Below are 23,913 nucleotides of genomic sequence, written 5' to 3' on the forward strand. Positions count from 1 at the left end.
CGCTGCTCGACGGCAACCGCGCCGTCTTGGCCACCGGTGTGCCCGCTACAGGCCTACTTCTTCGCGGCCTTGGCCGCCTCGTCCCCCGCCGTGGCTGTGGCGCGCTTGCCGTCCTGGACCTGCTGCAGGCGCTTGAGCGTGGCGGTCAGCATGTCCTGGACGCCGGTGGTGTCGCCACCGGTGCCCTGGATCTTCACCCGGATGTTGACGGTGCCGGAGCGGGTGAAACCGTTGACCGAGTTCTCGCTCAGGCCCGGGTTCACGACGAACACCGTCTCCTCCCCCACCGTCTTCTTGGGAGCCTGTTCCTTGCTCTGCTCCGTGCCCTTCCAATCGGTGTAGGCGCTCTTGGCGTTCTCGGAGGCGTCGAACAGGCAGATGTCCACGTCCATCATGTTGTCGGTGGAGCCGTTGTACATGAATGACGCGCTGCCGCCCCGCACCCAGCCCTTGGGTGAAGCGTCCTTCTTCGACTCCGTGCAGTACTGCCCCTCCGACGTCACGTGCTTGCCCTTGTAGGGCTCCCAGCCGGGGAGCACCTCGCCGGGGCCGGGGAGAGCCTGGGTTATCTCACCCTGCTCGAACTGCTTGGTGAGGGGTTTGCCCGGCTCGTCGCCGGAGTCCGAGGAGCAGCCGGTGAGCGCGGCCAGGCTGAGGAACGCTGTGAGGGTGGTGACGGTGATACGCGTGCGTGACATGGACACATCTTACGGACGGTGATCGATGAGAAGATCAACCGGATCCGGACCGAGGGGTTACTTCAGGGATCTCGACTCGGGGCCGACGAAGAACCTCAGGATGGTCAGCACCGCGACCAGCTGAACCAGTACGTAGGCGATCTGCGCGGAGAAACTCCTCATCTGATAGATCGACAGCAGCAGTTGGATGCGGCTGGGCCACAGGCGGCGTTCCGAACGGAAGGTGTCCAGGTCCATGGCGAGGCCGGTGAGGGTGAGTACCAGGAGCATGAGGCAGACACCGAAGGCCACGTTGCCGACGCCCTGGTTGGTGATGAGGTTGCCCAGGCTGCCCAGGCCGATCAGCAGGGCGTAGGCGATCACCAGGCCCAGGGCGCGGGCCGGGCCGCGGCGGCCGGGGAGCAGCCGCCAGAGGGCTCCCAGTACCAGGCCCGCGCCCGCCCAGGTCAGTTCCCAGGAGACGAAGGCCCACACCATCTCGGGGGCGCCGAAGAAGTACTGCTTCTGGCGCATCCACACCTGCTCCGGCGCATAGGAGGCCCAGACGAGGACGACGCTGCCGGGCAGGCCGAAGACGGCTGCCAGGAGGGCGGCCCGCCGGGCGTTGTCCCACCACCTGGCGTACGGCCCCCAGCTCAGGGCGACGTCCACGACCGTGACCTCGCCGGGCAGCCACAAGCGAGGGGAGCCTCGGGTCCCGCCCTGGGGCCGCCAGTGGTGCAGGCGGCTCATTTCCTTCTCCACCGCGTGTCTGCCACCGGGGGCGTCCGGGTGCTGGGCCGGGTCCATGCCGCGCAGGAGACCGATCAGTTCCCGGTAGCGGCGGGCACGCGCGATGAGGTCGTTGAGACCGGTCTCGCTGATCGATTCGCCCAGTGCCGGGGCGCGGGAGCAGCCCTCGAAGTGCTGGGTGAGGACGGCTCGTCGCTGCCCGACCGCCAGCAGCCCGTACAGCGCGGCGAGGTCCAGCACCAGCCAGAGGCTGGCGAGCAGCTGGCTGCCGGCGTAGGAGCCCTGACGCCAGGCCACCACGACGGCGAAGAAGACGGCCAGCAGGAGCCGGTCCAGTTTGGTGGGGCTCGCGTACGGCATGCGTGGCGCGAGGTCCCGGGCCCTGAGCAGGGCCACGATGGCGATGCCGGTCAGCGCCCAGGTGTGGGAGTAGAACCAGGCGGGGAGCTCGGCGGTGTAGGACACCAGGTCCTTGCTGAGGAAGGTGCGGTAGCGCGCCCGGTAGTCCGGGGCGCCCTGGTCGCTGAGCCAGCTGACCCGCTTCCAGTGGCGTTCACTCGCCCACACCGCCCAGCCCAGGAACAGCAGGGTGATGGCAGTGAGGCAGGTTCCTGTGCTGCGTAGCCGCCAGGGGGAGGCGTGGGGTCGGAGCAGACCGCCGTGGTGGGCCAGCAGGCGGGCCCACAGCGCCAGTCCGGCGAGCCACAGCCAGAGCATGGCCGCGGCCATCACCAGGAGGGCGGGGACGTCCGTCGCGGCGGGCGGTCCCTTGAGGGCGACGAGTTGCGGGGGCAGGCCGAACAGGGGCGGCGCGGCGGCCACCAGCCCTCCGACCAGGGTCAGCACGGTGGCGGCCGCCAGTACGGTATTCCTGGGGCGGGCGGTGACGACGAGGGTCCAGGCGGCGAGGAAGCCGACGAGGGCGGGCCAGCGGAATTCGTACCCCAGCCAGGCCGGCGCGATCTTCAGCGCCCTGGCGCTGTCGAGGACCATCTTGTACAGGAGGAGGACCAGCACGCCGAGCACGGCCTTGAGCAGGCCCCAGCGCAACAGGGCAGCGCTGCTGCCGTCCTGGAGGGCGGTGGTCTCCGAGCCGGCGGGCCAGCGGCGGGCCTGGAGGGCCGCGAAGACGATGATGCCCGCGGCGCCCAGCCACCAGGTGGTCATCCCGGCCGCGTTGGCCACCAGCCACGGCTCGCTGCTCGAGCTCGTCGCCACCCAGGCGCGCTGCCATGGGGGGACCAGTTGGACCGTCACCGTGGAACCCTGTGGCCCGGGTGGCCCCAGGTTGCGCCACAGCAAGTTCGCGCTGTCCGCCTGCGCCGGCCGGGGCGTCACCTGTGAGGTGGCCAGACCGCCCAGCTCGATCCGTACGTCGTCCCAGTGCGCGCCCGCCAGCGCCGGGGGCGGCACGAGCGAGAGGGTCCACAGCTCGGGCCGCACACCGATCGCCCATGGCCCGATCCGGGACTGCCCGCCCTTGTTGAACTGGAAGAGGGTGTCGTAGCGCACCTTGACCCAGGACGCCTCGGTGACCACCTGTGGGCTGTGCGGGCGGAACTCGTCAGGACGCATGACGTCCCTCGGGTCCCGCAGCAGGCAGCGCATCGCTTGCTGGTGGGCGGCGGAATTCTCGCTCAGCAGCAGGTCGTTGGCGTGCGTCCAGGAGATGGGGGCCCGGATGGTCATCGTCGCGATGGCCGCGGCCACGGACTGGGAGCGGTTGTCGATCCGCAGCGTGGCCTCTGTGCGGGCGGTGGCGAGCTGGTCGGCGTGGCACTCAGCGGTGGCGGGGCCGGGGGCGGCGGGGGCTTCCCCATGGGGGGTCGTGGGGGCCTCGGTGTGGACCTCGCTGTGGGGGGCCGCACGGGCCTCGGGGCGAGCTTCCGCGCGGGCTTCGGAGCGGACCTCCGTACGGGCCTCGGCTCGGGCTTCCGCGCGGACCTCCGTACGGGCGTCCACGCGGGCCTCCGCGCCGGCTTCCGCTCGGGCGGGAGGGGCGCCTGACCACACCAGGCAGGCCAGCAGCAGTGCCGTACACCGCCCCGCCCGGCGGGCCACGGCGGTCATCGCCGCCGACGGCCGTCCGGGCACCGGCCCGGGCGGCCGGCAGGAGCGGTGGGCGACCTCACCGCTGCGTGCTCTTCTTCCCCGGGCATCCACTGATCGGGCTGCACTGCAGCACCACCTGGCAGACGTGGCTCTCGACGTCGGCGCCACCGGTGCTCCGGGATGCCTTCGCCTTGCCCGACGCCTTCGCGAAGCGCCACTGGGAAGGCCTGGTGTGCGTGGTCGTGGCGGCCTTCTCCACTCTGACCTGCAGGGTGCGCGCGTCGAGGTCGTGGGTCTCGACCAGCACTTCGTCAGGAGCGAGGCGGAAGTGGTCGTGCAGCAGGCACAGGCCGAACCGGTCGAGATTGCCATGCTTGTCCAGCACCGCCACGAGGTCGCGCACGAAGGCGCCATCCTGCGGGCCCAGCCCTTCGGCCTCCTCGAACGAGGGAAGCACTCGACTCGCGACTTCGGCCTGTTTACCCATGATTGGCCTCCTTGGCGGCACGGTGTTCTTGATGGCAGTAATACGCGGGATTTAGCGTAATCATGCATATATATGCCTGCAATCCGGAGAGTGCCCGGGGCTGGTCCGACGACCGCTGCCCCGGTGTTCCACGGGGCCGTGGGCCCGATGGCCGTCGTCCCGATGGTCGTCACCCTGATGGCTTGCGAACCGACGGCAGTGGGCCGCCGGCTGTCGGCCGAGAGGGAACGGCAGGCTCTGCAAGCCATTGACGACGAAGACTCCAGGCGGCGGCGCGGGGACCGGCCGGCGGCAGGCGGACACCCGCTCGTTCGCGTCATTAGACTGCGACCCGCTCCCCTGCCACATATCTGATGCGTGAAGGGCGATACGCCCTGCCCCGAGGAGGCACCGGAATTGATACGCGAGCCCGAGCGCGAACAGCGGCCGATCCCACCCGCGGTGCAGGAGGCCTACGGAGCGGACGACCTCGGCACCAAACCCATATTCGCCGGAGGATTCATCAACTTCGGCCACTGGCAGGCCATCGACATCGGCTCCGGCCTCTCCCACGAGGACCGCGTCCGCAGCCAGCAGGACATGTACCGGCACATCCTGAACGCCCTGCCGCCCACCGAGCAGCGGCGGGCGCTGGAGGTCGGCTCCGGCACCGGGGCCGGTACCGCGCTGGCGCTCCAGGAGTACGGCTTCGCGCAGCTCACCGGCTTGGACATCCACCCACGACAGATCGAGCGAGCGCGGCAGTCCAACTCCCGTCTCCTTGCGGAACGGCCGGAGCACCTCGGCTTCGTCGAGGGCGCGGCCGAGAGCATGCCCTTCGATGACGAGGAGTTCGACTTCCTCTACAGCGTCGAAGCCGCCCAGCACTTCAGCGACCTGACCGCCTTCGGGCGTGAAACGGCCCGTGTGCTGCGGCCCGGCGGGCACGCGGTGATCGCCAGCTTCTTCACCACCGACGACACACCCGGCCACGCCGAACGCCTCGCCGAACTCCTCGACTGCTACGCCAACGGCCTCGACCTCGCCCACCCCGTCACCCATGTCGTCGACGCCCTCGCCCGGGCCGGACTCACACAGACCCGAGCCACATCGATCGGACCAGCCGTATGGCAGGGCTGGGACCGCTGGATCAACCACGTCTCAGGACCCGACGCGTGGCCCCGTAACTTCCTCCGCGTCCATGAGGAAGGCATCCTCGACTACTACGTCATCACAGCCACCCGTCCTGCGGACTGAACAACCGTCACACCGCTCCCCCGCAGAACCGCCCCCCGGGGCGGCCTCCGGCAGCCCCCGGCTCGCGCGGCCCGTGCCTTCTAGTAATCCTGCTGGTGATCCTGTGTCCGGCGGACCTCGCCCGTACCCAGCCTGATCACAGCACGCGGCCGCATCGGCCCCTCACCGCGCCGGGAGAGCAGGACCACCTCCTCGACCACCGCGGACATTCCACCGAGCCGGACGGCACACTCGGCGGCCAACCGCCGCGGGTCCCGGGTGCGGCCGAGCGACAGGTGCGGGGTGAAGCGGCCACCACGACCGCGACACAGCGGGAATCGCAACACCAGCGCCCGGTGGAGCCGGGCCCACGCTGCCGGGTCCGCCGCGGCCGGGTCGAGCCACACCGTCGCGTAGGACCGGTGCCGGAAATACCGCACACCCGCCAGACGCACCGTGAACACCGCGCTCTCCGCCACCGCGGCGGACAGCAGCGGCACAGCCCGCGCGAACTCCTCCTCCGGCACGAAGCCGAACAACAGATTCACGTGCGGCGGCCACCGCCGCACCTGCGGATCGTGCTCCCAACGGATGTCCTGGATCGGCGGCCAGAGCTCCCGCGGTGGCAGCCACGCCACCGCCGTCCGGGGCGTCGGCGCCACGTCGAGTACGTCCGAGGGCTCAGCCCCACCACTGGGATCCGGGTGTCCGTCCACACTGTCATGATCCGTGCTCCGCTCGAACCGGGCGGCGGCCCGGGTGGGCCAGCCGGGTCAACGGTTCGTAAAGGGAGACGGGTGACGGCCGGTCCCGATCGCGGCTTCCGCCGCACAGCCGCCGGTGTGAGGGCGACAACTCCGTGAGGGCAGGTGATCCTGGAGCCGTGCACCCTCACCCTGCGGAGGAGCCACCCTCGATCGGAGTGGAAGAGGAGTTCTTCCTCGTCCATCCCGGCAGCCGCCGCCTGGTGGCGGCCGGCGCGCGGGTGGTCGCACGTGCCTCGGCAGTGGTGCGGGGAGGTGTCTCCGGAGAGTTCACGGAGTTCCAGGTCGAGGGCAGGACACCACCCTGCCCCGGCCCGCAGGAGCTGCGCGGGGAGCTGCGTCGTGTGCGGGCGGCCCTGGCGGCCGCGGCGCGAGCCGAGGGCCTGCGTCTGTGCGCGTCCGGCACACCGGTCCTCGCCGAGGACAGCGGTACCGGCACGACGGGTGCGGACATCGGTGACCACCCCCGCTACCGCGCCGGACTCCTGCAGTACCGCAGGCTGCTCGACGAATTCGTGCTGTGCGCCCTCCACGCACACGTACACCTGCCCGACCGGGAGACGGCCGTCCTGGTGAGCAACCACCTGCGGCCCTGGCTGCCACTCCTGGTGGCCATGAGCGCCAACTCGCCCTACCACCGCGGCCGGGACACCGGCTACGCCAGCTGGCGCGCGGTGATCCGCGGCTGCTTCCCCTGCCTGGGCCCGCCACCGTACGCCGCGTCGCTGGACGAATACGAGCGCCTCGCCACCGCGATGGCCGCCACCGAGGCGATGCTGGAGCCCGGCATGCCGTTCTGGGACGTACGGCCCAACCCGCACCTGCCCACCCTGGAGGTGCGAACCATGGACGTACTGCCCGACACCGACGACGCCGTGGCCATGACCCTGATCATCCGCGCCCTCGTCACCACTTCGGCATCCAGCGTGGCGGACGACGATCCCGGCCCCCGCGTCGGCGCGGAACTGCTGCGCGCGGCCTACTGGCGCGCCGCGCGGGACGGCTGGCCGGGCCAGGGCATGGACGCACTCACCGGCCACGTGCTGCCCTCCTCGGCACAGGCACAAAGGCTCGTCGACCACATACGCCCCGCATTGCGCGCCTACGGCGACGAGGACGAGGTCACGGCCTTCCTCCACCGGCTCCGGCAACACGGCTCGGCAGCCGAGCGGCAGCGAGCCCGGATGGCCCACGAGCGGCACCTGAGCGCGGTGGTGGACGGCCTGGTGCGGGAGACGTGCCCGGACGGCTGCGACTGACCGGCCGAGGGTTTGATGCCGTCTTGATGCTGCAGGGGCTCTGTGGTGGTCAGCGTGGCAGGAGTGTCGTCACCAGGACGTCACGACGTGCCCCCCGCGCCGGGTCCCGTGGGCGGATCGGCGAGACTTCATGCAGGGTATGCCGGTCGTCACCGAGCAAAAGGCTGCCCGGCTCGCTCAGCGTCGTCGCCAGAACCGGCGCACCGGCCATGTCGTACACCGAGCTCTCACCACCCGTGGCATTCTCACGGCCGATCAACAGCGAGGAAACCAGCGTGACACCGTCACGGTGCCGGCCCTCGGGAGTGGCCTGCCCGTCCTGACCGGCCGAGGCGAGCACCCGGAACGGGTGCACCTGAACCACCCACTCGTCACGGTCCTCCAGACGCGCGGCCAACTGTCCCAGCAACCGGATCAGGGACACCAGCAGAGGGTCAGCGGCACAGGCACCGGTCAACGGCTCGAAACGCCGGTCGACCCCGACATACATCGGGTTGCTCGCCTCCGGCTGCACGAACGCGTCGTTCGGCCGGGCGACCAGACGCCCCTCCCGTGTCAGGGAGAAGACGCCGTAGCGGCGCAGGCGGCGCGTGCCGTTCTCCGCCGCGTACGGGTCGGTCACCAGGTCGTCCCAGTGGGCAGCGAACCCCGCCCAGCCCGCCGCGTCCACACCCAGGCACGCCCACACCTCAGCAGCCGGCATCGCACACGCCCCCGCCGAAGACAGGGACCGCCCAGCCGCAGCGATCGACGACACCGTGCGTGTCGTCCTACCGGTGACCACGTCCCCCATGGTCCGCCTTTCTCCCACCCACCGCACCCGCACCCGCGACGCGGACACAAGGCCCCGGCGATCAGCGGGGGCGAGAGAAGCGGCGGGCGGCAAGGGTGAGTGCTGCCAGGCCGATCGTGACGGTGATCGTGAGTTCCACGGCGGTGGACGGCTGCCAACCCGTCGGCCAGGTGATCGCTCCGGCGGCTGTCGGCCCTGACACATGCGCCGCGACAGCGTGACGGAGGAGGCCGACCGTGTAGGTCAGGGGGTTGACCAGGCAGAGTGCCGCGAGCCAGGTGGGCAGGTCGGTCAAGGGGAACATGGCTCCGGAGAGGAAGACCATCGGTGTCAGGGCGAAGCTCATGACGGCCTGGAAAGTCTGTATGCGGGTGATACAGACGGCAGCGAGGCTACCGAGGGCTGTCAGGGTCAGTGCGGTGATGGCCAGCTCTCCGATGAGGGTGGCGATCAGGGCCGGCCGGTAGGGCACATGAGCGGTCCAGGCGAGGCTGAGGACGACGAGGCCCTGGCAGCTCGCCACGGTCGCTCCGCCCAGGCATTTGCCCAGGAGCAGGCTGCTGCGCCGGACCGGGGCGACGAGCATTTCGCGCAGGAAGCCGGTCTCGCAGTCCCAGATGATGGACGCGCCGGTGGCGACGGCGGGCATCTGCACGGTCATCACCAGCACGCCGGGGAAGAGGTACGCACGGTAGTCACCGGTCCCGGTGGGGGTGGTGACGAGCGCGTTGAGCCCTGTCCCGAGTACCAGCAACGTGAGGGCCGGTTGCAGCAGGTTCATGGCCATCAGGCTCCGGTTGCGCATGAAGCGGATCATTTCGCGCTGCCAGACGACCTTTACGGCGCGTAGTTCTCCGGTGAGTCTCCGCTTGACCGGGGGCGGCGGCTCCGAGGTGGTGATGTGGAGAGCTTGAGCGGTCGTGGTCATGGTGCTTGGCTCCGTGGAATTCCTGGATCTCGTGGCTTTCGTGCTCTCCAAGGTCTCCGTGGGTGTCGTGACAGTGGGGGTGCCGGGGGTGTCTGCCGGACGGAGCGCTTTTCGGCGTCGTGGATGGTCCGTCCGGTGTATCGCAGGAAGACGTCGTCGAGGCTGGGGCTGGTCACAGTGATCGACAGGACCGGCACGCCGAGGTGCGCGCACAGGGCCGGTACGAAGGCCGCGCCGTCGGGCACTTGGGTGCACAGTCCGTCGGGTCCGGCAGTGGCGTCGAGGCCGAATCGCCGGCGCAGAGCGGTCGCCGCCGCTCGGTCATCAGTGGTGTGGAGGCGGATTCGGTCCGTGCCGATCGCTGCTTTGAGCGCCGCCGGCGTTCCCTCGGTGACGATGCGGCCGTCGTCCATGATGGCGATCCTGTCGCAATGCTCGGCCTCGTCCAGGTAATGAGTGGTCAGGAAAAGAGTGACGGCCTGCTCTTTGCGAACGTGGTGCAGGTGCTCCCACAGCTGTGCCCGGGACAGCGGGTCCAGGCCAATGGTGGGTTCGTCCAGGAACAGCACCTGCGGTGAGTGCAGCAGGCCCCGGGCGATCTCCAGCCGGCGTTTCATGCCGCCGGAGAAGGTACGGACAAGACTGTTCCGGCGATCGGCCAGACCCACCAGATCGAGCATTTCCGTCGTTCTGGCGCGTGCGACGCGTTTCGGCAGACCGTAGAGATCGGCGTGGAACCGCAGGTTTTCGTTCGCTGTGAGCTCTCCGTCGACGGTGAGTTCCTGGAAAACCAGTCCCATGCGGCGGCGTACCGTGCCGGGATCCTCCGTGATGTCCGCTCCTGCCACTCTCGCCTGGCCTGCGGTGGGCCGGGTAAGAGTGCACAGCATGGCGATGGTGGTGGACTTGCCCGCACCGTTGGGACCGAGGAATCCGAAAGTCTCTCCCGGATACACGGTGAGGTCGACTCCGCGCACCGCTTTCACTCCTGGGTACGACCTGCACAGGCCACGGGCCACAATCGTCGGCTGAGCCGTCGGCAGGGGGGCGGGAGGCATCAGGGGCTCTCCGCCGGGCTCGACGGAGGCGGTTTACCTCCGGGCTGGACAGTGACCAGGGGCTGCATTTGGGCGGTGGAAAGCGGCTCGTCGACGGGGCGGTTCTCTGCCTCGACCCATGCGTGGGCCCGGAAAGGCATGGTCTGCACTCCTGCGTGCCAGGTCGGCCACGAACCACCGGCCCGGCAGAGCAAGGCCGTCGCGATGGACCGCGGCAGACAGCCTTCTCCGGCACAGCGCACGCTGACGGCCACCACCCTCGCCCGCGCCCTTCCCGTCTCCGCATAGCTGGCCGGTCGGGCGCCGCGAGCGCAAACGGTGAGGATGCCGCGGATCCCGTGCGGTGACAGTCGCCCGATCAAGTGGCCCGCGACGACTGCGAGCAGGGGCAGCGGGCGACGGTGGACCGGGACCCGTGGCGGCTTGTCCACGGCGACGGTCACGCTCATGGAGTCATCAGTCCCGCGCCGCCGAGCTGGCGGACGATTCTGCCGATGTCGGCCAACGCCCGGTCTCTCGGGACGTCATACTGCTCGGTGAGGGCATCAGCGGCTTCCTTCTCGCCGCCGCCCTCGATCAGAATACGGAGAACGAGGGCACCGCTGCCGTTGAGCTGGTAATAGCGGCCACTGCGTTCGTCCAGCAACACCATGCCGTCTTCGACGGCTGCCGCGGAAATGTCCTGTCTCAGGCTGGGCATCCGTCCACCTCCTCCTCACCGAGGCTTTCGGGTCCCGGGATCAGAGAGTGCGGTTAGTCGAAGATTCTTTGAATAGCGCCGACGGAATGTCACCCGAATGGCTCAGCTTCCAGGTGCTCCAGTGAACTCAGGAGTCGTGGAGTCCAGGGAACCGGTTTGCGTTTCGGAGCAGGCGGTCTCAGGCGTATGCCGATCACGTAGAAGGCAGAGCCAATGAGAGAGATCCCTCGTCAGCATTCCTCCCCCTGGTGGGCTGAGCGATCCGAACCGCCATACGCGACACAAAGCCCCCACCGGATCTCACCTTTCACGCACTCGTAACCCTTTCGAGGGATTTCCAGGGCACGCCATGGTTTTCTCGCGAAAAAGGCGGACAGTGCGCTACAGGCAGACGAGACCGTCTCGTGACGCCGAACCAGGAGGTGTTTTCCATGGACGAGCGCACCGAGGTTCTGTACGAGCCGCCGACGCTGATGGAAGCCGGGTATTTCGCCGAGAAGACCCGCGGCGGGACCGGCGAACTCCAGGAACCGATTTTCGGTCATTTCAACCCCCAGCAGTAAGGCTGATCACCTGTTCCCACGTGGGGGCGCCGTGCACTGGTTCGTGGTTCTCCCGGATTGCGTCGCGGTCCAGACCGTTCCCAGGATGCTGAGTGGGGCGGCCTTGCTCGCCTCGCACGCCTCCGGTCGTCCGTGGCTGATCGGGCGGATGCCGGCGGGGCATTGCACCGTTCTCACGGCTGGCGATCAACGGCTGGCGGTGCTCGGGCAGAGCCCGGGGACCGCCGGCCACCTCATGCAGCTGGCCCAGCGCGCGAGAGGGCCGAGGGGCTTGAGCTTCCCGACCGACGCGCTGCCGGGAAGTGCGCACATGGCGCTGTCGGTCAACGGCCATGTGCGCGTCCAGGGCACGGCTTCCGGACTGCGCCGGGTCTACCGCACCACGTGGCAAGGGGCGACGGTCGCCGCCGACCGGGCCGATGTTCTCGCGGAGTTGACGGGAGCCGGACTGGACGATCGCTGGCTCGCGGCCTCATTGCTCACGTCCGAGCTGCCCCACCCGCTGAACGTCCGCTCCCCTTGGCGGCGGATCGAGGCCCTCGCGCCGGGCAGCGCCCTGCTGATCACACCGGACGGGCGGGCCCGAGTACTCAGGTGGTGGCAGCCGCCCGCTCCGGTGCGGTCTCTCGCCGAGGGGGCACCGGCGGTGCGAGACGCTCTATCGGCGGCCGTCAGCGCAAGGGTGAACACGCTCGGGGCCGGGCAGCCACTCGGTTGCGACCTGTCCGGAGGGCTGGACTCCACCTCGCTGTGTTTCCTCGCACATCGCTTCGGCGCCGCCCGCCTCGTGACGATGACGGTACAGCTGCGCGACCCGAGCAATGACGACGTCCTCTGGGCCGACCGCGCGGCGCTCAGTCTTCCGCTTGCCACCCGGCTCGTCCTCCACTCGCAGGCGTTGCCCGCCCAGTACGCCGCGCTCGAGCAGGCGCCTTCGGTGACCGATGCTCCCTCGCTGCTCCTGCGGAGCCGCGCCGTCCTCGACGTCTGTGCCCAGCGGTACGCCCGTCACCGCGTCACGGTTCACTTGGCCGGTCACGGCGGCGACGAAGTGCTCCAGGCACCGCCCAGTTACCTCCGAGACCTACTGCGCCGTGATCCGCTGCTGGTCCTGCGGCACTCGCGCGGACACCGCGCCCACTACCGCTGGCCACTGTCCCGAATGTTGCGCGGGCTGGCCGACCGCCGTACGTACGCTCGCTGGCTCACCGACGAGGCGCATCTCCTCCAGGCACCGGATTCGGCCAGCCCGCCTCTCGGCTGGGGTCCTCCCCTGCGCATGTCGCCCTGGGCGACGCCCCGGGCGGTGCAGGCAGTCGGCTCCCTCCTGGAGGAAGCCGCGCATCGGGCCGAGCCCCTGGCTCCCGAACGCAGCCGGCACCAGGCACTCCACCGCGTCCATACGGCGAGCCAGCTCTACCGCCTGATGCGGCAGGACCTGGTCGAACCGTGGATCGCCCTGCCATACCTGGACGACCAGGTACTCGAAGCCTGCCTCGCGGTACGGCCGGATGAACGCGGCACGCCATGGCGCTACAAGCCTCTGCTCGCCGCAGCGCTCGACGGCATCGTGCCCACGGCGCTGCTGAGCCGCACGACCAAGGCCGGCAGCGGATCCGACTTCTACCGGGGACTGCGTCAGCATCGCCGACAGCTCCTTGACTTGGTGGACCAGTCCCAGCTCGCGCAACGCGGGCTGATCGACCCTGCCCCACTGCGCGCAGCGCTGTTGACGCCCGGCTCCCGTACGGTGCAAGCCCTGGAGAACACCCTGGCCGTCGAGCACTGGCTCGCCTACCTTTCGCCGCGCCCCTGCCCGACCCACACGTAGGTCTGCGCGGCACGAGCCCGGGTGTATCGAGCCGAATGGCAGGGTGCTGACGTCGCCACCCAGATCGAGCCGACGCCGGCCGCGGCCATCGAGATGCCTGTTCAGCACGTCGCGACCCACAGCGGTTGCCACGTGAACTCCCGGTTCGACATTCGAATTAAGGAGGAATTATGGTCTCGAAGACGAAGAAGGTCGTGCGTTCCGCTGCCGTGGCGTTCGCCGCAGCAGCCACGATCACCATGACCGTGCCGGCCGGCGATGCTTTCGCCATCGATCACATCCCCTGCCGTGGCGGGGAGAACTTTCTGAAGATCTGGTTGCACAACGGCGGAAGTCAGGGCGTGGACTGCTATGCCAACCGCGGGAGGACCGACTTCGGCGGATGGTGGGTCGACAAGATCTCCACCGGGAACAACGACTTGATCTACTACGACGCCAATGGCGATTCGGTGAAAATCGAGCGCTGGCACGAGATCTCCTTCCCGAACCGCCCGCCGAAGGTCAACTCCATCGAGATCCTCTGACGAGTTGACGGGCCGACTCTCCGGGGATGGCGGGGGTGGGCAATTTCACGGATTGCCCATTCCTGGATACTGCCGTTTCCCGGACGGGCATCGGATATTCTGTGGCGTTTTCCGTTGTGTGAATGCGCTCGTACCCGGCTCGCCGCCGCGGAAGTGGGGGTCGGCGAGCCCGTCGTACCTCGCGGATACGCGGATTGCCAGCCGCCCGAACAAGCGTAGCCTGGAAAGTAGTGGAGTACAGGTGTCTGCTGCTCGGGCAGCAGACCTCCAAGGCGCACACCATCTCGACAGTGCGCGTGGCGCCGGGAACCTGCCGAACCCGGATGGGCTGACTGGTCCCTGGGCGGTTTCTTCGTTCCCTTATGAGCGAGCCTCATGAGCTTCATGAGCCTTATAAGGATGGGGCGGGCACTCCGCAGACGGCCTCTCGATCGACACGATCTCCTGTGGTTCTCCGGCGCAGCCGTAGCAACTCCTCCCCGGAGGAGGGAGAACCATGGTCGAGTACGAGACCCACTACGCGAGGGCCGACGCCGGGCGCGCGCGTGAACTCGCCGCCACGACGTCCCCGTACACGATCAAAGTACAGTTCCTGGGCGGGCTGAGCTCGACGCAGAAGGCCGCGTTCGCCAAGGCCGCGGACCGCTGGGCGAAGGTCATCGTCGGAGACCTGCCGGATGTGAGCGTCGACGGCGAGGTCATCGACGACCTCCTGATTCTGGCGCAGGGCACATCGATCGACGGGCCCGGGAACATCCTCGGGGAAGCAGGACCGACGGTGCTGAGACCGGCCAACGGTCCCGGTGCGTTCCTGCCCGCGAAGGGCACGATGTCATTCGACACGGACGACTTGGAGGAGATGGCGGCCAACGGGACGCTGGTGGATGTGATCACCCACGAGATGGGGCACGTCTGCGGCATCGGTACCCGCCCTTGGACGGAGAAGAACTTGCTCCAGGGCGCGGGCGGCGACAACCCCGTCTTCCGTGGCACGAGCGCCATGGAGGAGTACGGGAAGTTGGTGGGCGCGGGTCAGCCCAGGCCCGTACCGGTCGAGAACCAGGGCGGACCGGGGACACGCGACGGACACTGGCGCGAGACGGTGTTCGCCAACGAGCTGATGACCGGATTCGTGGGCGGAGCCCCCAATCCGCTCAGCCGTCTCACGGTGGGCAGCCTGGGCGACCTCGGCTACGTCGTGGACATGCAGGCCGCCGACGAGTACGCGCTGCCCAACCACCTGGAGCTGGCCGAACGGGGTGAACTGCGTACTCACGCGGCACCCGTCGGCGCCGGCACGGTGCAGCGCACCATCCCGGTCATACTGCCCGAGGACAGTCTGCTCGCGCCGGCGTGAGGATCAGCGCTCATGAACGGTGAGCGAGAGCACCGGGCCCGGGGCAGGCGCGAAGACGCACGCGGAGCACGCGGAGAGGAGAAGCGTGCCGTCCTGAGGCCCGATGCCACCGTCCTGAGATCCGAGGCGGTTATTCCACGGGACAACGTCGTGCGGCCGGCGCCCAACCGGTTCAGTCATGTGCTGGAGGAGATGCACCCGTACTGGTTCGAGCGGTCCGAGCAGGCTCCACAGCCCGATGGGATGCTGCCTGCCGGGACCCCGGTGCTCCTCCTTCGGGAGGAAGGCGACCACTGCCGCGTGGTCACCGGAACCGGGCTTTACGTCACCGTCGAACGGGCGAACCTCCGGAAGCGCCCGGACGACGGGTGACGGCAGGTGTGATGCCGCGTGTCGTCGTCCTCCGCGGTGACGTCTCCGTCCGGGCGCTTCCGGCGTGCGGCCGGCCGGCTCACGTCGGTACCGGAGTGCCGGCGGTGGCGCCGCTGAACTGCAGGATGCCGTCCTCGATCGGGTCGGAGAGCAGGACCTTCTTGTCGTGCTTGTAGTCCATGACCATCCGCCAGGGGAAGTCGCGCCCTTGGCGCGGCATGATGTCCTTCGCGCGCCGGATGTAGCCCGAGGAGAGCTCGTCGACGACGCCATCGTCGGTCCCGTTGGCGGCGCGGTCGACCTTACTGATCGACGTGCCCCCGAGGGCCTGGAGTCTCAAGCCGGTGGCGGTGACGATGACGTCCGCTTCGAGCTCCAGGCCGGACCCTTCCGTCAGGCCGTCAGGCCGTCAGGCCCTGTATCGGTAGACGATCCGGCCTCGAGTGAGGTCGTAGGGGCTGAGTTCCACGAGCACCCGGTCGTACGGGAGGATCTTGATGTAGTTCTTCCGGATCTTCCCGCTGATGTGGGCGAGCACCGTGTGCCCGTTCTTGAGCTCCACCTTGAAGGTGGCATTGCGCAGGCACTCGATGACGGTGCCTTCCGTTTCTATGCCCTTTGCTGTCTTGGTCATGGTCTCTCGACTCTCCCGTTCTGTGACGGTGTATTCGGTGGGAAATGAATGTTGGTGACAGGACGTCAGCGGCGGACGAGCTCCAGGGTGCCTGCCGCGCGCCGGGCGCCGACGCTCTCGAACAGGGCGGTGGCCGCCGCGTTGGACTCGCTCACCTCGGCCCATGCCGAGGCGGTTCCGGAGCGGTGGAGTGAGCCCAGTGCGTGGGCCAGCAGCGCCCGGGCGATGCCGCGGCGGTGGCTGTCGGCCCGGACGGCGATGAGCCCGATCCGTGGCTGCCGGGTCAGGGGCGCCACTCGGACCAGTCCCACGTACTGGTCGAAGTGCCGCGCCACCGCGTACTTCGACGGGTCGATCACGGTGGTCCCCGCCGGGCGGGGCAGCACCTCGGCCGGCATCGTCCGCCATCCGGCGGCGGCCTCGACCTCGTCGCGGATGACGCGGTCCAGGGCGCGCAGCGGGCCCTCCTCCGCCTCTCCGGCGGGGACGATCGTCACGCCCGACGGGGGCCGCAGCGAGCCGAGGCCGGTGGCCTGCGGGTCGGTGGGCACGAGATAGCCCCACTCGCGGCGCGCGGCGGCGAAGCCGGCCCGTTCCCAGGCGGACCTCGAGTCGTGGTCGGTTTCGTCGACGACGGTGTACAGCGGTGTCGGCAGGTCCGTCAGCATCGCGTCGGCGATGCGGTCGAAGACCGCGTCGTGCCACGCGTCGACGCTGATGAAGAGCCGCCCGTCGGGTCGGCGTGAAGCGTCGCCGCGGCCGACCACCCGGTCGTCCTCCACGGCGTGCCATTGCGTGTCCGAAATCCGCGTGGCCGAAATCCGCGTGGCGGAAATCCGCGTGGCGGAAATCCGCGTGGCCGCGACCGCGTGGTCGCCCGTGCCCGAAGTGGAATGCGTAGTGTTCATTGGTGTTGCCTCTCGGGAGTGCCTTGTGTGAGGCGCTCCCGGCGACACCTGCGTCAATCGCCCACCGTGACGGAAAGGGGGAGCACCCATACGGATACAGCCTTCATGGGTCTCACCTCCTCGCGTTTCTTTCACGGCTGCCCAGACGGTACCAGCGGGGATCCGTCGGCCCAACCCATTTATCGCCGGGCCGGGGGATCGTCGCCCGTACCCGTGGGAAATCCGGACGATCACGAATACTCTGGTCGTCGTGGGGCCAAACGACGGGGTGTGGAAGTCGGCGCTGTCCGGCTTGGAGCGGTGGGGGCTCGGGGCGCTGTTCGGTGGGCGCGGGGGTGAGCCGGGGCGGTCGTCCGGCGGGCTGGGCGATCAGGCCGGGGCGCATCTGGGCTGGGGGTTCACCCATACCCAGTACAGCGCGGACCACGGTGTTCCGGACGCCACGCGGCGGGCCGGTGCCCTGCTCTCCGGGCAGCCCATGCCGCAGAATCAGCATCTCATGGGCTGGGGCGCGGAGAACCCCGAACCCTCCCCCGGGCGCTACGACTTCGAGGCGCTCGACCAGCGCGTCGCGCTGATGCGGGCCACCGGCGCGGCCCCCGTCCTCACCCTGTGCGGCGCTCCCGACTGGATGAAGGGCGGGCGGAAGGGGCGTACCGACTGGTCGCGGCTGGAGGCGGCTCCCGACCCCCGGCACTTCGCCGACTTCGCGCGGCTCGCGGGCGTGGTCGCGCGCCGGTATCCGGACGTCCGGCACTTCCTCGTGTGGAACGAGCTGAAGGGTTTCTACGACGAGGACAGGCGCCGCTGGGACTACGAGGGGTACACCGAGCTGTACAACCTCGTGCACGCCGAGCTGAAGCGGCAGAATCCGGAGTGTCTCGTCGGCGGCCCTTACGTGGTGGTCGACCATGAGCCGCCCGGTGACGAGGACGGCTCACCGGAGGTGCGTGGCGCGTGGGGTGCGCTCGACCGGCGCTCCGTCGATGTCATCCGCTACTGGAACAAGCACAAAGTGGGAGCGGACTTCGTCGTCGTGGACGGGGCCAGCTACACCCGTGAAGGGCACCGGACGATCCCGGACGAGTTCGCCGCCACCGAGAAGTTCGCCGATGTCACCCGCTGGTTGAGGAACGTCACCGGGCTTCCGGTGTGGTGGGCCGAGTGGTACGTCGAACCGCCTGCCGAGGACGACCGGGCGGGCGGCCGGGACGGCTGGAGCGAGCGGCACCGCACCGCCGTGCAGGCCACCGCGATGATGCGACTCGCCCTGGGCGGGGCCGCCACCGCCCTCTACTGGAACCCTCAGCGGATCGAGGGCGACTGCCCTGGCTGTCTGTGGCGGAGCACCCACGTGGACGGCGGGGGTGAGGGGTTGCCCATGGCGCGGCTGCTGGGCCGGTTCGCCCGCGAATTCCCACCCGGGACCGCGTTCCGCCGGGTAGCCGTCGCGGCCGGGGCCGGGGCCCGGGTTCACGTCCTCGCCCACGAGAGCGTCGTGCTCGTCGTCAACACCGAACGGCGGCAGGTCACGGCCGGCGTGGACGGGCGGGAACTGACACTGGCGCCGTACGAGGTGCGCTGGCTGGACGGTTGAGCGAGCGGAGCCGGCACCGGGCGGCTTCCCGCCCGGGAAGTGGTCGACTACCGGGAAGTGGTTGACTACGTCGCATGGATTTCGCACATGCTCGCGTGCGGCGGGAGGGGCTGTCTTGAATGCCGTCGGTATACCGGCGGAGTCCGAGCCCGCCCCTCTCCCGGTGGCTTCGGGCTCGCCTCCTCTCGATCCCGAACTGAGCACCGCCCTCGCGGCTTTGGGGCGTGTGGTGAGGGAGCCCATCACTCCGGAGAACCTTGCGGCCCGGCAGGAGCGGGACGCCGCGACACGGCCCAGGCCAACGATCCAGGATCTCCGGGACGACGGCCGCTTCGAGGTCGAGGAGCTGCGTGTGCCGGGAGCGTCGGGTGGGCCGGACGTCACGCTCGTGAGCGCACGGCCAGCCGGCATCGACAGGGGGCGGCCGCTGCCGGTGCTGTACTACATGCACGGTGGCGGAATGATCAGCGGTAACGCGTGGTCCGTGCTTCCGCGGCTGCTTCGCGAATGGGCTCGCGCCCTGGAGTTGGCTGTCGTCTCTGTCGAGTACCGGCTGGCACCGCAGGCGCGCTATCCCGGACCGGTGGAGGATTGCTACGCCGGATTCGTCTGGGTGGCCGCGCACGCGGCCGAGCTGGGCATCGACGCGGACCGTATCGTCGTCGGAGGGAAGAGTGCCGGTGGCGGGCTCGCCGCGGCGCTCGCCCTGCTCGTCCGTGACCGGGGCGGGCCCACGCCGATCGGGCAACTGCTTCTGTGCCCGATGCTCGACGACCGCAACGACACCTTCTCCAGCCACCAGATGGCGGGCCTCGACGTCTGGGACCGGACCTCCAACGCGACCGCGTGGCAGGCGCTGCTGGGTGACCGGTATGGTGCCGCCGACCTGCCGCCCTACGCGGCTCCCGCTCGGGCCACGGATCTGTCCGGCCTCCCTCCGGCCTATGTCGAGGTCGGGTCGGCCGAGACCTTCAGGGACGAGGGTGTGGCCTACGCCAACGCGATCTGGCAGGCCGGTGGCCGGGCCGAACTGCACGTATGGCCCGGGGCGTGCCACGGCTTCGACACCTTCGCACCGCGGGCGGCTCTCAGCCAGGACGCTCGCGATGCCCGGTTCCGCTGGCTTCGGCGCGTTCTCACGCAGTCCACGCCGTCCCCGCGGTCCGGTGCGAGCAGCGGGCCTGCCGGCGGATGAGTGCCGACCCACCGGGCTCGCGTCAGCTCACCGCCTGCTTCACGAGCGCGCTGATCCGCGCCTCCACCTCGGCCGTCACCTCGGTCAGGGCGAACCCGGCCGCCCACATCGGCCCGTCGTCCAGCTTCGCCTGGTCGCTGAAACCGAGCGTCGCGTAGCGCGCCTTGAACTTCTCCGCGCTCTGGAAGAAGCAGACGACCTTGCCGTCCAGCGCGTAGGCGGGCATCCCGTACCAGAGCTTCGGCGCGAGGACCGGGGCGTCGGCCGTGATGACGGCGTGGACGCGCTCGGCCATGATCCGGTCCGGCTCCGGCATCTCGGCTATCTTCGCGAGCACGTCCCGCTCCGCCTCCGCCGCCTTGTCGGCGCGCGAGCGGCGGCGCGCCGCCGTCTTCAGCTCTCGGGCGTGGTCCTTCATCGCGGCCCGCTCCTCGGCCGTGAACCCCTCGTACGCGTCGCCTTCGGTGCCGCTCATGGCAGACCTCCCCCTGTGTCGGATCCTGACGTCCGGGATCTCGTGTGACGGGACCTTATCCCGGCCCACTGACAACCGGACCTGCCGACAACCGGACCTGCCGACAACCCGACCTGCCGACAACCCGACCCGCCGGCAGCCGGGCCGGGTTCGCCCTTCATGAGCGGCAGTGCCGACTCCGGGTCAGATCACCGCTGGGCGGCGGTCACCGGTTCCTCCACTGAGGCCGGTTCCGCGCTTCCGGCAGGCTCCGCCGCGTCCGGCGCGCCCGGAGCGGGCCGTGTCGGCGTGGGGCGGACCAGGGCCAGGACGAGGAGGCCGCCCACGGCCGCTGCCGCCGCCGCGCAGAGGAAGACGTCCTGCATGCCGTCGGCGAACACCCGGTGGACCAGTTCCCGCGCCTCCGCTCGGCCGCCGTGCGGCGCGGCGGCGACGAGGCGCTGCGCCTGGCCGCCGGCCAGGGCGGACGCGGCGTCGTGCGCGTCCGGGACCAGGCCCGACAGCCGCTTCTGGGCGGTGTGGGTGAACACGGCGCCCAGGACCGCGATGGCCAAGGTCATGCCGAGCTGCCGGAAGGTGTTGACCGCGCCCGCCGCCATGCCCATCCGCTGGGGCGGCACGCTGCCGGTGGCGGCGGAGACCAGGACGGGGGTGGCCAGGCCGACGCCCGCGCCGCCCACGGCGAGCCCGATGACGAGGGAGGACGCGGTGGCGTCGGCGGACATGGCGTCGTACAGCAGGTACATGCCCGCGGCGATCAGGAGCAGGCCGATGCCGATCGGCAGTCGTGGCGCGAGCCGCTGGATGTGGCGGCCGGCGATGGCCGCGACGAGGAAGGAGACCACGGCCATGGGGGTCAGGGCCAGGCCGCCCTCGACGGGGCCGAGCCCGAGGACGGACTGCAGCCACAGCGAGACGAGCACCAGGCAGCCGAAGGCACCGCCCTGGAGCAGCAGCGCGCCGCCCATGAGCCCGGCGAAGGACGGGCGGCGCAGCAGCGCGAGGTCGAGCATGGGCTGGCCGCCCCGGCGTCCCAGGCGGGTCTCCACGAGGACGAACGCGATGAGGGAGGCCGCCGCCACGGCGAACGAGATCACGACCGTCGGCGAGGTCCAGCCCGTCTCGGCGCTCCGGATCAGCCCGTAGGTCACGGCCGCCGCGGCGAGGGTGAAGGTGACGGCGCCGGGGACGTCGACACGGCCGGTACGGGCCTCGGGCCGCGCGGTCCGGTCGGCGCGTACGACGCGCAGGGTCAGCAGGACGGCGACGGCGGCGATGGGCAGGTTGACCAGGAAGATCGCCTGCCATCCGATGTGCTCGGTGAGCAGTCCGCCCAGGATGGGGCCCGTCGCCGCGGCGGCGCCGTTGACGGCTCCCCAGATGCCGAACGCGGTGCCGCGGTCACGGCCGTGGTACGTGGCGCCGAGCAGGGCCGCGGACGTGGCGAACATCGCGGCGCCGCCCGCTCCCTGCACCGCCCGCGCGGCCACCAGGACACCCGCGTTCGGGGCGAGTCCGCAGGCCAGGGAGGCCAGGGCGAAGAGGGCGAGCCCGGACACGTAGAGCTTGCGGTGCCCGAAGAGGTCGGCGATCGAGCCGGCGGCGAGGAGCAGCGCGGCCAGCGACAGCGCGTAGGCGTCGACGACCCATTGGAGGGAGGAGAAGGGGGCGTCCAGGGCCTCCGCCATCTGTGGCAGCGCCACATTGACGATGGTGACGTCCACCAGAAGGACGAAGGCGCCCAGGCATACCGCCACCAAGGGCCACCACTTGCGCATCGATGGATCTCCGTTTCGATTCGGCCGCGTCTGGTGCGACGCGGTCGTGTCCGCTCAGGATGGCCGCGAGCGGCCCGGCGTCCCAGCCAGGAGCCGCTCTCGCGCGAAATCCGACACCGCGTACGCTCGGGTGGTGAATCTCGACATCGAGCGCGGTGCCCTTCCGGCACTCGACGCACAGGACCAGATGCTCGCCCACGCGCTCCAGGTCGACGGGCGGGCGTCGTTCCGCCGGATCGCCGAGGTACTCGGGGTGTCCGACCAGACCGTCGCCCGCCGCTACACCCGGCTGCGGTCCGCCGGAGTCCTGCGGGTCCTCGGGCTGACCGATCCGCTGCGGCTCGGCGAGGTGCCCTGGTTCGTACGGATCCGCTGCGCGCCGAGCGCCGCAGCCCAGATCGGTGAGGCGCTGGTGCGGCGCAGGGACACCACCTGGGTCCATCTGGCGGGAGGCGGTACGGAGATCTTCTGCCTCGTGCGGGCGCGGGGGCCGCACGGGGACACGCTGCTGGAGAAGCTGCCGGGTACGCCCCGGGTCGTGGACGTCTCGGCGCACTGCCTTCTGCACGTCTTCTTCGGTCAGGACCGGAGCCTGATCACCAAGACGGGGCCGTTGACGAGCGAGCAGGTCGCCGCTCTGAAGCCGCAGGACGGACAGGAGGCGCCGGAGACCCCGCTCGCCGACCCGGCCCCGGCCTACCCCCTGGAGGACGCGGACTGCCGGCTGTTGGACGCGCTGGCGCGGGACGGTCGCGCGAGCATCGGCGAGCTCGCCGTGGCGACCGGCTGGTCGCAGAGCACGGTCCGCCGTCGGCTGGCGGAGCTGCGGTCGGCCGGGGTGCTCTACTTCGACGTGGAGTACGCCCCTCGGGTCATGGACCGGGACTTCCGCGCCTCGCTGTGGCTGAGCGTGGAGCCCTCGCACCTCGACGCGGTGGGAGAGGCGCTCGCCTCCCACCCGGAGGTGGCCTTCGCGGCCGCCACGACGGGTCCGACGAACGTCTTCGCCAGCATCACCACGCACGACGCCGGGTCCTTCTACCGCTACCTCACCGGCCCTGTCGCCGCCCTGCCCGGCATTCTGGGCACCAGCACCGCACCCATCCACCGCACCATCAAGACAGCGGGGCCCTTTGTGCCGAGCGCGCCATGAGGCGGGCGGGCGCTGCCTGTACGCGTCGAGGGCCTGCTCGCGCGCTCGCTCGGCGCGGTCACCCGAACGGCCGCCGTATCACGGTGGGTGGCGGGCGTGTCGCATTAGGCTGTTGGGCGGCGGTTCTTCTCGGGATCAGTCGGCCCCATTCGGAGCTCTGCGATGACGAATCGATTCGCCGGAACCCGTGCGGGCCGCGCCCGGCGCGGCCTCGTCGTGGTGTCCTCGGTCGCCGTGCTCGGGGCGGCCGCCTGGCCGGCGATGCGCTTCTTCGACATCCCGCCGTTCACGGACAAGGGCGAACCCGTCAGCTACGGCCGGGTCGGCCGCGCGGTGAGCGGCAAGCCGGCGGACACCCGGACGCTGCTGCCCACCGGGCCCGAGGCCGCCTTCACCAACGCCGAGACCCTGGGCGACGGGTCGAAGATCGGCGTCGTGACCCTGGAGGGCAGGAAGTCCGGCTTCACGGGCAAGGTGTGGGTCTGGGCGCCCAAGGAGTACACGGACGACCCCAAGTACGCGAAGAGCGGCTTCCCCGTGCTGATCGCGCTGCCGGGCGGTCCGGGATACGGCAGCAATTACTGGATGGGCCGTCCCGGCGGGTTCTCCCTCCAGGAGAGCGTCTCCGAATGGTTCCACGCGGGTTCGTGCAAGCCGTTCCTGCTGGCCATGCCGGTGCTCAACCCCGGCCCCGGCGACAAGGGCATCTACTGGGACGGCAGTGACATCCCCGGTCAGCCGAAGATGGGCACGTGGCTGACCGAGGACGTCCCGGATTTGATGCGCGCCAACTTCCGTACGCTCAAGTCCCGCGACGGCTGGGCGTTCATGGGCTCCTCG

Annotated in this window: 25 protein-coding genes; 11 read left to right on the forward strand and 14 right to left on the reverse strand. The window is 70.0% G+C overall.

Annotation, left to right across the window (positions count from 1 at the left end):
* Positions 1 to 53: 53 nt before the first annotated feature.
* The 3 genes from IE096_RS29455 to IE096_RS29465 all read right to left on the reverse strand — a co-directional run bounded on the left by IE096_RS29455 (position 54) and on the right by IE096_RS29465 (position 3,969).
* Positions 54 to 698 carry a hypothetical protein gene (locus IE096_RS29455; protein ID WP_189456893.1) on the reverse strand — a complete coding sequence of 215 codons (645 nt, stop codon included), beginning with the start codon at positions 696 to 698 and terminating at the stop codon, positions 54 to 56.
* Between the two features lie 57 nt (positions 699 to 755).
* Positions 756 to 3,392, reverse strand: a complete 2,637-nt coding sequence (locus tag IE096_RS29460; protein ID WP_189456895.1) for a DUF6185 family protein — start codon at positions 3,390 to 3,392, stop codon at positions 756 to 758.
* Positions 3,393 to 3,558: 166 nt separating this feature from the next.
* Positions 3,559 to 3,969: a hypothetical protein gene (locus IE096_RS29465; RefSeq protein WP_189456897.1), complete on the reverse strand. Its 411-nt coding sequence runs from the start codon at positions 3,967 to 3,969 to the stop codon at positions 3,559 to 3,561.
* Positions 3,970 to 4,365: 396 nt separating this feature from the next.
* Between IE096_RS29465 and IE096_RS29470 the strand changes: the two genes are divergently transcribed.
* Positions 4,366 to 5,205, forward strand: a complete 840-nt coding sequence (locus IE096_RS29470; RefSeq protein ID WP_229820698.1) for a class I SAM-dependent methyltransferase — start codon at positions 4,366 to 4,368, stop codon at positions 5,203 to 5,205.
* Between the two features lie 80 nt (positions 5,206 to 5,285).
* On the opposite strand, the gene IE096_RS29475 is transcribed toward IE096_RS29470, so the two are convergent.
* Positions 5,286 to 5,846 (reverse strand): 2'-5' RNA ligase family protein, encoded by a 561-nt coding sequence (locus IE096_RS29475; protein WP_229820699.1) that lies wholly within the window; start codon positions 5,844 to 5,846, stop codon positions 5,286 to 5,288.
* Between the two features lie 221 nt (positions 5,847 to 6,067).
* Here IE096_RS29475 and IE096_RS29480 point away from each other — a divergent pair, with 221 nt between their 5' ends.
* Positions 6,068 to 7,207, forward strand: coding sequence for a carboxylate-amine ligase (locus tag IE096_RS29480; protein ID WP_189456900.1), 1,140 nt, complete (start codon positions 6,068 to 6,070; stop codon positions 7,205 to 7,207).
* 49 nt (positions 7,208 to 7,256) lie between these two features.
* On the opposite strand, the gene IE096_RS29485 is transcribed toward IE096_RS29480, so the two are convergent.
* The 5 genes from IE096_RS29485 to IE096_RS29505 all read right to left on the reverse strand — a co-directional run bounded on the left by IE096_RS29485 (position 7,257) and on the right by IE096_RS29505 (position 10,686).
* A complete protein-coding gene (locus IE096_RS29485) occupies positions 7,257 to 7,910 on the reverse strand; it encodes a 2OG-Fe dioxygenase family protein (protein ID WP_229820700.1) in 654 nt (217 codons plus the stop codon).
* 151 nt (positions 7,911 to 8,061) lie between these two features.
* On the reverse strand, positions 8,062 to 8,928 hold the full coding sequence (locus IE096_RS29490; protein WP_189456904.1) for an ABC transporter permease: 867 nt from the start codon (positions 8,926 to 8,928) through the stop codon (positions 8,062 to 8,064).
* A complete protein-coding gene (locus tag IE096_RS29495; protein WP_189456906.1) occupies positions 8,925 to 9,986 on the reverse strand; it encodes an ABC transporter ATP-binding protein in 1,062 nt (353 codons plus the stop codon). Before IE096_RS29495 ends, IE096_RS29490 begins: the two co-directional genes overlap by 4 nt.
* The gene (locus IE096_RS29500) at positions 9,986 to 10,435 is read right to left on the reverse strand and encodes a lasso peptide biosynthesis B2 protein (protein ID WP_189456909.1); all 450 of its coding nucleotides are present in this window, start codon (positions 10,433 to 10,435) and stop codon (positions 9,986 to 9,988) included. The genes IE096_RS29495 and IE096_RS29500 overlap by 1 nt, the downstream gene beginning before the upstream one ends.
* Positions 10,432 to 10,686: a lasso peptide biosynthesis PqqD family chaperone gene (locus IE096_RS29505; protein WP_189456910.1), complete on the reverse strand. Its 255-nt coding sequence runs from the start codon at positions 10,684 to 10,686 to the stop codon at positions 10,432 to 10,434. Before IE096_RS29505 ends, IE096_RS29500 begins: the two co-directional genes overlap by 4 nt.
* A 431-nt stretch (positions 10,687 to 11,117) precedes the next feature.
* On the opposite strand from IE096_RS29505, the gene IE096_RS29510 reads away from it, so the two are divergent.
* The 5 genes from IE096_RS29510 (at position 11,118) to IE096_RS29530 (ending at position 15,333) form a co-directional block, all read left to right on the forward strand.
* The gene (locus tag IE096_RS29510; RefSeq protein WP_189456912.1) at positions 11,118 to 11,249 is read left to right on the forward strand and encodes a lasso RiPP family leader peptide-containing protein; all 132 of its coding nucleotides are present in this window, start codon (positions 11,118 to 11,120) and stop codon (positions 11,247 to 11,249) included.
* 31 nt (positions 11,250 to 11,280) lie between these two features.
* Complete coding sequence (locus IE096_RS29515) at positions 11,281 to 13,080, forward strand: asparagine synthase-related protein (protein WP_189456914.1); 1,800 nt, start codon at positions 11,281 to 11,283, stop codon at positions 13,078 to 13,080.
* Between the two features lie 170 nt (positions 13,081 to 13,250).
* The gene (locus IE096_RS29520; RefSeq protein ID WP_189456916.1) at positions 13,251 to 13,604 is read left to right on the forward strand and encodes a beta/gamma crystallin domain-containing protein; all 354 of its coding nucleotides are present in this window, start codon (positions 13,251 to 13,253) and stop codon (positions 13,602 to 13,604) included.
* A gap of 496 nt (positions 13,605 to 14,100) precedes the next feature.
* Complete coding sequence (locus tag IE096_RS29525; protein ID WP_189456918.1) at positions 14,101 to 14,961, forward strand: leishmanolysin-related zinc metalloendopeptidase; 861 nt, start codon at positions 14,101 to 14,103, stop codon at positions 14,959 to 14,961.
* Positions 14,962 to 14,973: 12 nt separating this feature from the next.
* Complete coding sequence (locus IE096_RS29530; protein WP_189456920.1) at positions 14,974 to 15,333, forward strand: hypothetical protein; 360 nt, start codon at positions 14,974 to 14,976, stop codon at positions 15,331 to 15,333.
* A gap of 79 nt (positions 15,334 to 15,412) precedes the next feature.
* On the opposite strand, the gene IE096_RS29535 is transcribed toward IE096_RS29530, so the two are convergent.
* The 3 genes from IE096_RS29535 to IE096_RS29545 form a co-directional block, all read right to left on the reverse strand.
* Positions 15,413 to 15,673 (reverse strand): hypothetical protein, encoded by a 261-nt coding sequence (locus IE096_RS29535; RefSeq protein WP_189456922.1) that lies wholly within the window; start codon positions 15,671 to 15,673, stop codon positions 15,413 to 15,415.
* Positions 15,674 to 15,742: 69 nt separating this feature from the next.
* Positions 15,743 to 15,967, reverse strand: a complete 225-nt coding sequence (infA, locus tag IE096_RS29540; RefSeq protein ID WP_189456924.1) for a translation initiation factor IF-1 — start codon at positions 15,965 to 15,967, stop codon at positions 15,743 to 15,745.
* A gap of 65 nt (positions 15,968 to 16,032) precedes the next feature.
* Entirely contained in the window at positions 16,033 to 16,875 is an 843-nt protein-coding gene (locus IE096_RS29545; RefSeq protein WP_189456925.1) for a GNAT family N-acetyltransferase, read from the reverse strand.
* Between the two features lie 292 nt (positions 16,876 to 17,167).
* On the opposite strand from IE096_RS29545, the gene IE096_RS29550 reads away from it, so the two are divergent.
* Both IE096_RS29550 and IE096_RS29555 read left to right on the forward strand, forming a co-directional pair.
* On the forward strand, positions 17,168 to 18,472 hold the full coding sequence (locus IE096_RS29550) for a glycoside hydrolase family protein (RefSeq protein WP_373298224.1): 1,305 nt from the start codon (positions 17,168 to 17,170) through the stop codon (positions 18,470 to 18,472).
* 163 nt (positions 18,473 to 18,635) lie between these two features.
* Positions 18,636 to 19,667 carry an alpha/beta hydrolase gene (locus tag IE096_RS29555; protein WP_189456957.1) on the forward strand — a complete coding sequence of 344 codons (1,032 nt, stop codon included), beginning with the start codon at positions 18,636 to 18,638 and terminating at the stop codon, positions 19,665 to 19,667.
* 22 nt (positions 19,668 to 19,689) lie between these two features.
* Here the strand turns inward: IE096_RS29555 and IE096_RS29560 are convergent, their stop codons facing one another.
* Together IE096_RS29560 and IE096_RS29565 are read right to left on the reverse strand one after the other, a co-directional pair.
* Positions 19,690 to 20,142 (reverse strand): iron chaperone, encoded by a 453-nt coding sequence (locus tag IE096_RS29560; protein ID WP_189456929.1) that lies wholly within the window; start codon positions 20,140 to 20,142, stop codon positions 19,690 to 19,692.
* A gap of 188 nt (positions 20,143 to 20,330) precedes the next feature.
* Positions 20,331 to 21,920, reverse strand: coding sequence for an MFS transporter (locus tag IE096_RS29565; protein ID WP_189456931.1), 1,590 nt, complete (start codon positions 21,918 to 21,920; stop codon positions 20,331 to 20,333).
* A gap of 133 nt (positions 21,921 to 22,053) precedes the next feature.
* Here IE096_RS29565 and IE096_RS29570 point away from each other — a divergent pair, with 133 nt between their 5' ends.
* Together IE096_RS29570 and IE096_RS29575 are read left to right on the forward strand one after the other, a co-directional pair.
* Positions 22,054 to 23,073 carry an Lrp/AsnC family transcriptional regulator gene (locus tag IE096_RS29570; protein ID WP_268248367.1) on the forward strand — a complete coding sequence of 340 codons (1,020 nt, stop codon included), beginning with the start codon at positions 22,054 to 22,056 and terminating at the stop codon, positions 23,071 to 23,073.
* Between the two features lie 162 nt (positions 23,074 to 23,235).
* Positions 23,236 to 23,913 (forward strand): alpha/beta hydrolase (locus IE096_RS29575; RefSeq protein ID WP_506005077.1); only part of this gene is annotated, 678 nt, incomplete at its 3' end.

Origin of the sequence: Streptomyces abikoensis, from assembly GCF_014648775.1 — a bacterium.
Classification (GTDB): Bacteria; Actinomycetota; Actinomycetes; order Streptomycetales; family Streptomycetaceae; genus Streptomyces; species Streptomyces abikoensis.

Bases quoted from the DNA above. Each gene is read 5' to 3' on its own strand.
- IE096_RS29455 (WP_189456893.1), bottom strand. From the start codon at position 698: ATGTCACGCACGCGTATCACCGTCACCACCCTCACAGCGTTCCTCAGC.
- IE096_RS29465 (WP_189456897.1), bottom strand. From the start codon at position 3,969: ATGGGTAAACAGGCCGAAGTCGCGAGTCGAGTGCTTCCCTCGTTCGAG.
- IE096_RS29485 (WP_229820700.1), bottom strand. From the start codon at position 7,910: ATGCCGGCTGCTGAGGTGTGGGCGTGCCTGGGTGTGGACGCGGCGGGC.
- IE096_RS29490 (WP_189456904.1), bottom strand. From the start codon at position 8,928: ATGACCACGACCGCTCAAGCTCTCCACATCACCACCTCGGAGCCGCCG.
- IE096_RS29495 (WP_189456906.1), bottom strand. From the start codon at position 9,986: ATGCCTCCCGCCCCCCTGCCGACGGCTCAGCCGACGATTGTGGCCCGT.
- IE096_RS29500 (WP_189456909.1), bottom strand. From the start codon at position 10,435: ATGAGCGTGACCGTCGCCGTGGACAAGCCGCCACGGGTCCCGGTCCAC.
- IE096_RS29505 (WP_189456910.1), bottom strand. From the start codon at position 10,686: ATGCCCAGCCTGAGACAGGACATTTCCGCGGCAGCCGTCGAAGACGGC.
- IE096_RS29510 (WP_189456912.1), top strand. From the start codon at position 11,118: ATGGACGAGCGCACCGAGGTTCTGTACGAGCCGCCGACGCTGATGGAA.
- IE096_RS29520 (WP_189456916.1), top strand. From the start codon at position 13,251: ATGGTCTCGAAGACGAAGAAGGTCGTGCGTTCCGCTGCCGTGGCGTTC.
- IE096_RS29525 (WP_189456918.1), top strand. From the start codon at position 14,101: ATGGTCGAGTACGAGACCCACTACGCGAGGGCCGACGCCGGGCGCGCG.
- IE096_RS29530 (WP_189456920.1), top strand. From the start codon at position 14,974: ATGAACGGTGAGCGAGAGCACCGGGCCCGGGGCAGGCGCGAAGACGCA.
- infA (WP_189456924.1), bottom strand. From the start codon at position 15,967: ATGACCAAGACAGCAAAGGGCATAGAAACGGAAGGCACCGTCATCGAG.
- IE096_RS29545 (WP_189456925.1), bottom strand. From the start codon at position 16,875: ATGAACACTACGCATTCCACTTCGGGCACGGGCGACCACGCGGTCGCG.
- IE096_RS29560 (WP_189456929.1), bottom strand. From the start codon at position 20,142: ATGAGCGGCACCGAAGGCGACGCGTACGAGGGGTTCACGGCCGAGGAG.
- IE096_RS29565 (WP_189456931.1), bottom strand. From the start codon at position 21,920: ATGCGCAAGTGGTGGCCCTTGGTGGCGGTATGCCTGGGCGCCTTCGTC.